Annotated in this window: 10 protein-coding genes; 4 read left to right on the top strand and 6 right to left on the bottom strand. The window is 69.0% G+C overall.

The genetic code is table 11. The annotated features are described in order from the left end of the window. Window positions 1-68 precede the first annotated feature (68 nt). Window positions 69-497 carry a hypothetical protein gene (locus ACWF9G_RS08110; RefSeq protein ID WP_452514513.1) on the bottom strand — a complete coding sequence of 143 codons (429 nt, stop codon included), beginning with the start codon at window positions 495-497 and terminating at the stop codon, window positions 69-71. Window positions 498-961: 464 nt separating this feature from the next. On the opposite strand from ACWF9G_RS08110, the gene ACWF9G_RS08105 reads away from it, so the two are divergent. Together ACWF9G_RS08105 and ACWF9G_RS08100 are read left to right on the top strand one after the other, a co-directional pair. Then, complete coding sequence (locus ACWF9G_RS08105) at window positions 962-1,777, top strand: SDR family oxidoreductase (protein ID WP_452514512.1); 816 nt, start codon at window positions 962-964, stop codon at window positions 1,775-1,777. An 85-nt stretch (window positions 1,778-1,862) separates the two neighbouring features. Then, window positions 1,863-2,465, top strand: a complete 603-nt coding sequence (locus ACWF9G_RS08100) for a GNAT family N-acetyltransferase (RefSeq protein WP_452514511.1) — start codon at window positions 1,863-1,865, stop codon at window positions 2,463-2,465. Here the strand turns inward: ACWF9G_RS08100 and ACWF9G_RS08095 are convergent. Together ACWF9G_RS08095 and ACWF9G_RS08090 are read right to left on the bottom strand one after the other, a co-directional pair. Continuing rightward, window positions 2,437-2,973 (bottom strand): DUF3145 domain-containing protein, encoded by a 537-nt coding sequence (locus ACWF9G_RS08095; RefSeq protein ID WP_452514510.1) that lies wholly within the window; start codon window positions 2,971-2,973, stop codon window positions 2,437-2,439. The two genes, ACWF9G_RS08100 and ACWF9G_RS08095, sit on opposite strands and share 29 nt — an antisense overlap. Before the next feature lie 102 nt (window positions 2,974-3,075). Beyond that, complete coding sequence (locus tag ACWF9G_RS08090) at window positions 3,076-3,891, bottom strand: serine hydrolase domain-containing protein (RefSeq protein ID WP_452514509.1); 816 nt, start codon at window positions 3,889-3,891, stop codon at window positions 3,076-3,078. Between the two features lie 38 nt (window positions 3,892-3,929). Between ACWF9G_RS08090 and ACWF9G_RS08085 the strand changes: the two genes are divergently transcribed. Further along, window positions 3,930-5,126, top strand: a complete 1,197-nt coding sequence (locus ACWF9G_RS08085) for a serine hydrolase domain-containing protein (protein WP_452514508.1) — start codon at window positions 3,930-3,932, stop codon at window positions 5,124-5,126. Between the two features lie 114 nt (window positions 5,127-5,240). On the opposite strand, the gene aztD is transcribed toward ACWF9G_RS08085, so the two are convergent. From aztD to aztB, 3 genes are all read right to left on the bottom strand, one after another. Continuing rightward, a complete protein-coding gene (gene aztD, locus ACWF9G_RS08080; protein ID WP_452514507.1) occupies window positions 5,241-6,407 on the bottom strand; it encodes a zinc metallochaperone AztD in 1,167 nt (388 codons plus the stop codon). A 26-nt stretch (window positions 6,408-6,433) separates the two neighbouring features. Beyond that, a complete protein-coding gene (gene aztC, locus ACWF9G_RS08075) occupies window positions 6,434-7,342 on the bottom strand; it encodes a zinc ABC transporter substrate-binding protein AztC (protein ID WP_452514587.1) in 909 nt (302 codons plus the stop codon). A gap of 239 nt (window positions 7,343-7,581) precedes the next feature. Continuing rightward, window positions 7,582-9,843 (bottom strand): zinc ABC transporter permease AztB, encoded by a 2,262-nt coding sequence (aztB, locus tag ACWF9G_RS08070; protein WP_452514506.1) that lies wholly within the window; start codon window positions 9,841-9,843, stop codon window positions 7,582-7,584. On the opposite strand from aztB, the gene aztA reads away from it, so the two are divergent. After that, window positions 9,835-10,512, top strand: a complete 678-nt coding sequence (gene aztA / locus ACWF9G_RS08065) for a zinc ABC transporter ATP-binding protein AztA (protein WP_452514505.1) — start codon at window positions 9,835-9,837, stop codon at window positions 10,510-10,512. The two genes, aztB and aztA, sit on opposite strands and share 9 nt — an antisense overlap. The last annotated feature ends 19 nt before the right edge of the window (window positions 10,513-10,531 follow it).

Below are 10,531 nucleotides of genomic sequence, written 5' to 3'. Positions count from 1 at the left end.
TCCAACCCCCCCCGCGGCGCCGGGGGTTTGGGGGGCCCCCCCCGCGGGCCGCCCACCACACCGGTTCACTACGGCGTCGAGTAGCCGATGAGGGCGCCGATGCCCGCACCGATCGGGATGGTGACCAGGGCGCCGACTCCGCCCAGGAAGAAGCCGAGTACCGCGCCGATACCAGCGCCGATCAGGGCGCCGATGCCCGCGTTGTACTGCTTGCGGGCGAGGGCGTCACTGGCTTCGTCGACGAAGGCGGCCATGTTGTCGGTGACGACGGCCGGTGCGGCGACGGGACGCAGGGTGACCGACTGGCCGTCGGCGGCGATACCCGCGGCGAGGTCGAAATTGCCCGCGCCGGTGACGATGTGGGTCGGCACGGTGGCGACAACCCGGCCTGCCGGATCCGTGAGGGTCACCACGCCCCCGGCGAGGCTGAAGGTGCCGTCCGCGACGGACGCGGTGAGCCCGGAGCCGTCGGCGAGCGGGCTCGCCGTAAACGCCACTCCCCCTTCGACTCCCTGGACGATCGGAACCGCTGCCGCTGGTCCGGCGTGTGCGGTGGTGGCCGCGAGGCCGAGAGCCCCTACTGAGAGAACGGCGATCGCGCCCAATCGCCGTGCGCCCGAACTTGTTCGAGACGAGAATGTCATCTTGCCCCTCCAGTCTGCCCGCCGAGATCGGCGGAACATACTCTGCTGGACCGGATCTCGATCCGCGAACATTTTCGCATCGTTAAGGACCGAGGGGAACCCACCTGCGGTGATAACGGAAAAACATCACCAGATTTTCCGGTATTCAGGCGAGGTTGCGCTCGGCGCCGAACGCGCGGACAGGTTCCCATCGCCGTCGACATCACTCCGAACGGCGGCGATCCGGTTGCCGTGCCGCCGCGGATCCGGACTGGCAGCGTCGCGAATTTTGTCGGCAGAATGGGTTTTTCATCGAGCCGTACCGGAGGGAAAAACACATGACCATCCTGGTAACCGGGGCCACCGCCAACATCGGCCGCATGGTTGTCGACCATCTGCTCGCCGCGGGCAGCACCGATGTGCGCGCACTGACCACCAACCCGCGACGGGCGGCGCTCCCGGCCGGGGTGGAGGTGGTCGTAGGCTATCTGCGCAGGCCGGAGAGTCTGCCCGCGGCGTTCGACGGCGTGGAGCGGATGTACCTGGCGCCGACGCCGGACAATGTCACCGAGGTGCTTGCACTGGCTCGCGCGGCAGGCGTACGGCATGTGGTCGACCTGTCCGGCGAGCCCGAGAGCTGGTGGGGCACCGTCTGCACAGCGGTCGAGAACAGCGGCTTGGCCTGGACCCATCTCTGGCCTGCCGACTTCATGGAGAACACCCTGACCTGGTCGCAGCAGATCCGCGAGACCGGCACCGTCAGCGAGCCCTATCCCGACACCGCGACCGCCCCCGTCGCCATGGACGACATCGCCGCCGTCGCCGCCACCGCCCTGCTCTCCGACACCCACCACGGCCGCGCCTACCCGCTGGCGGGCCCGGAAGTCCTCACCCGCACCGAGCTGGTCCGCCACCTCGCCACCGCCCTCGACCGCGACATCATCTTCCGCCGGTCCTCCCGCGACGAAACCATCGCCGCTCTCACTCCCACCATGGGCGACAACACGACCTGGTATGTCGACAACGTCCTGACCGACTACACCCCCGACCCCGCCACCCTGCCCATCACCAGCGTCGAGGACATCACCGGCCGCCCGGCGACCACCTTCGCCCGCTGGGCAGCCGACAACGCCGGCCGGTTCCTCGCCGACTGACCCTCCGAATCATCCGGTCCGGGGTGGCGGCCGACGTGGCGAAATCTCATTGGACGCGCACAGACCGGTCGATCACGATCGAAGGATGGACACCGAACAGCCGTCGGCGCTGGGACCGGGGATCGTGCCGCCCGACCGGGTGGTGGTCGGCGATCTCGTGATTCGCCGGTGGCAACCCGAGGATCTGGCAGCCAAGTTCGCGGCGGTCACCGCCTCGTTCGAGCAGTTGCATCATTGGATGGACTGGGCGGCGCGACCGCCGGTCTTCGACGAGATGCGGGCGGCGCACGAGACGGTGACAACGCACTGGCCCACACCGGACGGCGGCTTCAACTACGGCATCTTCGGCAGCGACGGACATCTGCTCGGCGTGGTCGGGCTCCACGACCGGGTCGGTCCGGCGACTGTGGAGATCGGCTACTGGTGCCATGTCGATCATGTCGGCCGCGGCGTGATCACCAGGGCGGCCGGGGCGCTGACCACGATCGCGCTGGCACTCCCCGGCATCACTCGCATCGAAATCCGGTGCGACGCCAAGAATATCCGCAGCGCCGCCGTTCCCCGCCGACTCGGCTACCGGCTCGAGCGCATCGCCCCGCGGCCGCGGAAGACGCCGGGCGATTCGGGCCACGGGATGTGCTGGGTCAAGGAAATCTCCGTCAGCCCACGTCGCGCCGCAGCCAGGTGACTTCGGCGCCGACGCAATCGATTCCCTGCCGGTAGGTCTCGAGATCCTCGTCCCACGGCGTCCCCAGCGCCCGGTCGATCTCCGCGGACAGGTCGAACGCTCCGTGACCGCCGAGTTCACTGGCGGCTTGCAGTAAGGCACGTAATCGCATCTCGCCCAGCATCACATCGCCGTTGGCGCCGGTGGATCCGTGCCAGAGACCGAGCGCGGGAACGAAGCTGTAGCGTTCGCCGTCGACGCCTTCGCTGGGATCCTCGGTCACCTCGAAGCGCAGAACCGGCCAGGCGCGCAATGATTGGGCAATCCGCGATGCGGTGCCGACGGGGCCGATCCAATCGCTGCTGGCGCGCAGTTGTCCGTCGGCCGGTTGCGCGGTCCAGCGCAATTTCGCGGGGGACGAGAGCGCGGTGGACAGTGCCCATTCGACGTGCGGGCACAACGCGGCGGGCGATGAGTGGATGTAGACCACACCCGCCGTCGCATCAGCGAACTGACTCGATGCGCGCACTACCAACACCTCCAGCCTCGACAAGGAGCGTCTTCCCCAACGACCCGTCGCGGACTGGCGTGGCCCGAGTGTACTGAAGTGTTCGGTGTTGCGGGTGTTACTTCACAGCGTGTTGTGTGTCTCTGCGATCACGGAATCGCTGAATTTCGGCCACGCTGTTCGAGCCCAGTCGCCGAAATTCTCGTCGCTCAGCGCGATCGTCGCCACCCCTATTTCGGGGTCGACCCAGAGGAACGTGCCGGACTGCCCGAAGTGTCCGTAGGTCCGTCCGGAATTGGCGGAACCCGTCCAATGCGGGGATTTCCCGTCGCGGATTTCGAAACCCAATCCCCAGTCGTTGGGTCGCTGGGAACCGAATCCGGGCAGGATGCCATCGCGGCCGGGGAATTGCACCGAGGTCGCGTCGTCGAGGGTTTGCTGAGATATCAATTCGGGTGTCAGCAACTCGGTGGCGAACCGGACGAGGTCGTCCACCGAGGCTTCGGCCGCGTGCCCGGCGGGGCCGTCGAGGACCGCACCGCGCATGCCGAGCGGTTCGAACACGGCCTCGTGCAGATACCGCGGAAACGCGATGCCGGTGCTCGTGGTGAGAAAGTCGGCCAGTAGTTCGAAGCCCGCACTGGAATAGATGCGGCGGGCGCCGGGGGCGGCGATGACATCGGGGGTGGCGAAGGCGACGCCGGAGGTGTGGGCGAGCAGATGGCGGACAGTCGACCCGGGCGGACCGGCCGGCTGGTCCAGTTCGACGGCGCCCTCCTCGATCGCTACCAGCGTGGCGTAGGCGACCAGCGGTTTGGTGACCGAGGCGAGCCGGAAGACCCGCTCGGTGTCGCCGGTGGTCGACGCACCGCCTGCTGTGACGACCGCGGCGGCGGCGTTGGCGACCGGCCAGTGCTGTACCTGCTCGAACGAACGCATATCGGCAGCGTACGAGACGCCGCTACGATCGAGTCACCATGAGTCCCGCACCATCGATCCACGGCGACGTGGCGGCCGGTTTCGGCCCCGTCGCCGACGCCCTGCGCCGCAACTTCACCGACCACGGCGAGATCGGCGCCGCCGTCGCCGTCTACGCAGGTGAACAGCCACTGGTCGACCTGTGGGCAGGGCATCGCGATCGTCGGCGCGAGGTGCCGTGGGAGCGCGACACGATCGTGCCGGTGTTCTCCTCCTCGAAGGGCATGGCGGCGTTCACGATCGCCACGGCCGTCTCGCGCGGGCTGCTCGACTACGAGCAGCCGGTGGCGAAATACTGGCCGGAGTTCGCCGCGAACGGCAAAGAACAGATCACCGTCCGCCAGCTGATCGATCACCAGGCGGGGCTGTCCGGGCTGGACCGGATCGTGAAACTGCGCGAGCTGACCGACCGTGACGCTCTCGGCGCGCTGCTGGCCGCGCAGAAACCGGCGTGGAAACCCGGCACACGGCACGGCTACCACGCGCTCACCCTCGGTCTGTATCAGAGCGAACTCCTGCGCCGGGTCGATCCGGCGGGCCGCAGCCTCGGCCGGTTCTTCGCCGAGGAGATCGCCGCCCCGGTCGACGCGGATATGTACATCGGGCTCCCCGAGTCCGAGCCGATGGAGCGGGTCGCCCAGCTGTCGGCGACGAAGGGCCTCGACATCCTGCGCTACGAACTGGCCGACATCCCGGTGCGGATCGGCGCCGAGGTCTACGCCAAGCGGGGGCTTTCCTATGCGGCGCTGACCAATCCGCGCCCCGGTGCGCCTGCCCGCGCCGCCCGCCGGGAGTTCCTGGAAATCGAGTGGCCCGGCATGAACGGCGTCGGCAATGCCCGCGCGCTGGCCCGCGTCTACGGTGCGGCGGCCGGTCGCACCGGTGCGCTGCCGATCGGCGACGACGTGCTCGATCTGCTGGCCGCCGCCGATACCGCGGACGACGTGCCCGCCGGCGACCTGGTACTGCACACCAAGAGCCGCTACCACCTGGGATTCCGCAAGTCGCGCGGCAGTTTCCGCTTCGGCTCGGACAAACGCGCCTACGGCACAACGGGATTGGGTGGATCGTTCGGCTTCGCCGATCCCACGACGGGCCTCGGCTTCGGCTACAGCATGAACCGTCTCGGCATGGCGATCCTCGACGACGTCCGCAGCCGCAACCTGCGCGACGCCGTCCTGCGCTGCGTCGGCTGATATCCCGCGCAATCCGGCCGACGGGCGGCGGGCGGCGTCACGAACGAGCGGACAGCGCCGCAGCGCGCATCGGCGGGCAGACCCACCGATGCGCGCTGTCGGCTCCTAGCTCGATCAGTGTCCGGCGACGCCGCTGATCTCGTTCGGCGCCGACGTCAATGTGGCTGTGGCGGTGATCTTTCCGTCGGCCAGGTCCACCCGGTGCACCTGTTTGGTCGTCGGGTCCGACACGTAGGCGACCCCGCCGCGTACGAACAGCGCAGGCCGCGCGTCCTGCCAGTCGAGTGGTTCCTGCCAGGTCCTGATCACCGGGATGGTCCGGGTGACCGTGCCCGCGACCGGGTCGATGACGTGGATCTTGCCGTCGGTGCCGAGCACCAAGGCCTCACCGGCCGGGCCGCGTCCCAGCGAGCGGAAGGTGTAGCTGGTGCCGATATCGATCAGGCGCAGGGTGCCGTCGGTGGTGTTCACCAGTGAGATCCGCTGTGGCCGTTCGAGTTCGGCGTCCTTGTCGACCTTGTAGTCGCCGAGCACGATCGGCGAGACCTCGCTGCCGGACATGTTGCCGATCCGGCCGTAGGGGTCCGGGCTGGCGACCTTGGTGAACTTCCCGTCGCGGTAGACGAGCGCGCCGGTCTGGCAGCCGATCACCACCGCTTCGCCTTGGGCGGTCGCTTCACCGTGCACGCCGGGGCAGTCCTCGTTCCGGCTGAGCTCCTTGCGGTTTCCGTCGAGTGCGACGGCGCCGACACGCTTGTCCTCGGTGCCGAGGGTGAGTACCAGCTGCTCGTTGCTCAGTTCGATGGCGACACCGTGGTGCGGCGCGGCCGCCTGGTAGACCTCGGTCTTCGGCGTACCGTGCGCGAGCTGCGCCGAGTCGAAGAGGGTGACCTCGCCGGATCCGTCGGCGAACAGCACGGTCTTGCCCGCGTGCCGCACGACGTGCCCCGGTTTGATCGCGGGGAATTCGGTGCCGGTGAATTCCTTGGCGTAGGCGTCGAAGACACGGAACCCGTCCTTGGTCGACACCATGAGGTGATCGTCGTCGCCTGCCGGATTGAGCCGGTTGAACCCGTCGAGCTTCACCTCGCCCTGCTGGGCCAGCGTGGCGCCGTCGAGGACGTAGATGCCGCCGTCGAAGGTGAGGGCGATCGGCTCCGCGCCCGGGGTGTGCTCATGGTCGTGCGCGGCATCGTCCGCGCCACAACCACTCAGCGCGACCACCGAGGCGAGGGCCCCGGACATGGCCACCATCATGGTGATCCGTGACCGACTGTGCATGTGCTGCTCCATTTCTCCTGCGTGAACTACGTTGTCGGCCCGGACAAGCCACGGGCGATGGCCTCGGTGTTGGCGCGCGCCATCTCCAGATAGGTGGCCGCGCCGCCGCCGGCTGCCGTGAGCGATTCGGTGTGCAGGCCGATCACCTGCACCGGCACACCGGTGTGCTCGGCCAGGACGCGCGAGAGCCGGTCGGGCTGTGCGGAATCGGCGAAGATCGCGCCGACGCCCGCTGCCCGGATCGCGCCGGCGAGCTCGTCGAGATCGGCGGCGCTGGGTGAGGCCAGGGTGGTGCCGCTGGGGATCACCGCCCCGATGACGCGGAAGCCGAATCGCTGTGCGAGATAGCCGAAGACGTGATGATCGGTGACCAGTTGCCTGCGTTCGGCCGGTATCGCCGCGAAGCGGTCGGTCATCCACCGGTCCAGCTGGTCGAGCTCGGCGAGGTAGCGGTCGGTGTTCGCACGGACCGCCCCGGCATCTATGCCGTCGACCTGCGCGAGAACTGCCGCACTGATCGCCTCGACGGCCTTGCGGACCCGCTGCGGATCGGTCCAGAAGTGCGGGTCCGGCTTTCCCGCTGACTCGTCGGTGGTATACGCGATCGGGTCGACCCGTTCGGCCACAGCCAGCGTCGGCACCCCGGCCGCAGCGGCCGCCTGCACATGCCGGGCCACGCCCTCTTCCAGGCCCAACCCGTTGTGCACGACCAGCGCCGACTGTTCGATATCGGCCGCCTGCCGCGCCGAGATCGCGAACGAATGCGGATCGGCCCCGGCCTGCATGAGCACTGTCACGGGCACGGTATCGCCGACGACCGCCCTGGTCAGGTCACCGAGGATATTGGTCGTCACGACAATCCCGGATCGGTCGGTGCCGCTCGAACAGGCGGCGGCCAACGGCATCAGTACCGCCATGACGACAGCCGAGACCATGACGGCGGACAACGGCCTCCGCCGATGTATACGACGGCTGGAGACGAACGCGGACGACACTCTTCGCAACCGCCGCAGTTCATGGGATGCCACTGCACCGGGCAGCCACGATCGAAAGCCGATACAGGCGAGGGCACGCGGCCGCCACCCAACCCCGGCCAACGGTCGCCAAACGGCCCGGCACAGTGCGACCGCCGCGAGGTCGGCCGAGGAGGGGTAGGTGGTGTTGTTCCTCGCGTTCACAGCCCCGTCTCCACCATCAGCGAAGGCGCGATGTCCAGCGGGAACGTACGCGCCACCCGGAGGTTGTCGTTGTAGGCGATCTCGTGGATGGTGCGCGCACGAATATCGTTGACGTAGGCGCGATCCGGGTCTACATGGATCGAGGCATGATCGTCGACCGGGCCGGGGATCAAGGCGAGATGCGCTGTCTCCGCGCCGGTGACCGGGTCGAGTCCGTGCAGGACACCGTCACGGGTGAGCACCAGCAGCGACGATCCTTCGCCCGCCGTGTTCACCGCCACCACGTCGGTGATCGGTGTCAGCGTCCAGGTCTTCTTCCTGACGTCGAGGGTCCACACCCCGTTTCGGCCGGCGAGTGCGGTCAGCGTGGTGCTGCCGGGCCGATGGGTGAAGGCGGTCGCGCGCTCCGCGGGCGGTGCCGGGTACGGGATCTTCTCGGTGACGAACCCGCCGTCCCGCTGTGCCACGACGATCGCGCCGTCCGCGCATCCGAAGACGACGCCGCGCCGGGTCACCGCCTGCCCCTGCGGATCCGGGCACGTCACGGACTGCACGTCCCCCGCCGCACCGTCGCGTCCGCGCACCTCCACGCGTCCCGTTCCGTCGGCGACGAGCAGCCGCTCGGCGTAGGGCACCGCGATGCCGTCGATCCGCCGCGGCTCCGCAACCACACCTTCGCCCAGCGCCGCACGATCGAACACCATGGTCTCGCCGACATCTGAAACAACCGCTACGGCAACGGGATCGCTGTGCGCCGAGACCACCACGCCACTCGACCCTGCCGCACCACCGAGCCCCGGCGCTGCGCCCGACCCCTGCCCTGCACTCGGCCCTGCCGCACCACTGGGCGCCGGCGCTGCGCTCGGCCCAGCCGCTGCACTCGGCCCCGGCGCTGCACTCGGCCCCTGTCCTGCACTCGACCTTCCCGCCTCGGACAGTCCCACCACCGAGATATCGCCCGATCCGACCGCGCGAATCGGCGCGCTGTAATAGTGCCGGTGGTCGCCGTGGTCGACCGTCCACGCACCGCTGTCCGCGATCGAGAGACGCCCACCCGAACTCGCGAACCCGAACCGGCCGTCGCCAACGAGCCGAATCGCGCCAAGGGCCGACCCGCCCTCTGCTGAAGGTGGTTGCGGGGAACCTGCTTTCACAGTTCCCGCATCGATCGACGTCACCTTCTCGGTCAAGAGGTCGACGACCCGCATCTCCCCGGTGCCCGCATCGGCCACGATCAACCGGCTCTGCGCCTCCGACATCTCCTCGGCACCGGCAACGAACCCGTGCGGCGCTTCCTCCACCACCGCGGGCTCCCCCGACCCACACCCGACCAGCGGCAGCGCCGCGAGCGCGGCCACCGAGGCCACACCCATCCGGCGCGCACCGAACCGGTCCCGCAGCGCGGCGATGATCGCCGACAGGAAGAACGCGCCGACGGCCACGGCGGCGATGGTCGCGCCCGCCGCGGTCTGCGCGTGCCACGAGATGAGCAGCCCCACCGCGGTCGACACCCCGCCGATCAGCGCCGCGACCACCATCACCACCGGAATCCGATCCGACCAGTACACCGCCGCGGCCGGCGGCGCGATGAGCAGCCCGAACACCAGCAGGGTCCCGACGACATGGAATGACGCCACGATCGCCAGCGTCACCAGCCCGATCAGCGCCACCTGCGCCGCCTTGGGATGCAAGCCGAGGGTGTGCGCCTTGCGCGGATCGAAGGTCGACGCCACGAACGCCCGATGCCCCAGCACGGCGACGACGAGCGCGATCACCAGCGCCACACCGAGATACAGCAGATCACGCGACCGCACCGCCAGCACATCACCGAACAGGAACCCGGTCAGATCGACGGCGAACGACTGCGATCGCGACACGATGATCACCCCGGCCGCGAGCATGCCGACGAACAGCAGCCCGATCGCGGTATCCAGCGCGAACCGCTTGCTGCGCCCCAGCATCGAGACACCGAACGCCATGGCAGCGCAGCTGATCGCGGCCCCGAGAATCAGGTTCCCGCCGAGCAGGGCCGCCACCGCGACACCCGGCAGCATCCCGTGCGACATCGCGTCACCGAGAAAGGCCATGCCGCGCACCACAACCCAGGTCCCCGCCAGCGCGCAGACGCACGACACGAGCAGCCCACCCCACAGCGCTCGTTGCACGAATGCCACCTCGAACGGGGCGAACAGCCAATCCATAGCGCGGAACGATATACTGAAAACGATTATCGTTTCAATTGAGGTGAGATGCAGCACACAGATGGCGCAGCGATCGAGATCGAGCAGCTGACGGCGGGCTACGGCTCGACGCCGGTGCTGTCGGGGGTGTCGGCGACGATTCCGCGCGGACAGATCACCGCGATCGTCGGACCCAACGGATCAGGGAAATCGACCCTGCTCGGCGTACTCGCCGGGACCGTGCCCACCCAGTCGGGCGCGGTGCGGCGAGGCACCACCCGACGGCCCGCATTCGTGGTGCAGCACACCGCGATTCCGCCGACATTGCCGCTCACCGTCGGCGAGACCGTGGCGATGGGTCGCTGGGCGCATCGCGGACCGTGGCGGCGCCTCACCCGCGCGGACCGCGCCATCGCCCGCGCCTGCCTGGAACGGATGGATCTCACCGCTCTGGCGGCCCGGCGCCTGGACACCCTCTCGGGTGGACAACGCCAGCGCGCGCTGCTCGCCCAAGCGCTGGCGCAACAGTCCGATCTGCTGCTGCTGGACGAACCGGCGACGGGCCTGGACGCGGCCTCTCAGGCAGCGATCTCGGAGGTGCTGGCCGAGGTCAGCGCCGCGGGGGTCACCGTCGTGCAGGCCACCCACGACCTGGCCGAGGCCGACAAGGCAGATCACTGCCTGGTGCTCAGGGAGGGCCGTCTGATCGCCGCGGGGCAGCCGGGCGAGGTGGTGGTCCGGTCGTAGAATCGACAGCGCCCGCTCC

The sequence above is a fragment of the Nocardia sp. NPDC055029 genome, assembly GCF_053608525.1.
This window is presented reverse-complemented; position numbering and strand designations above follow the sequence as displayed.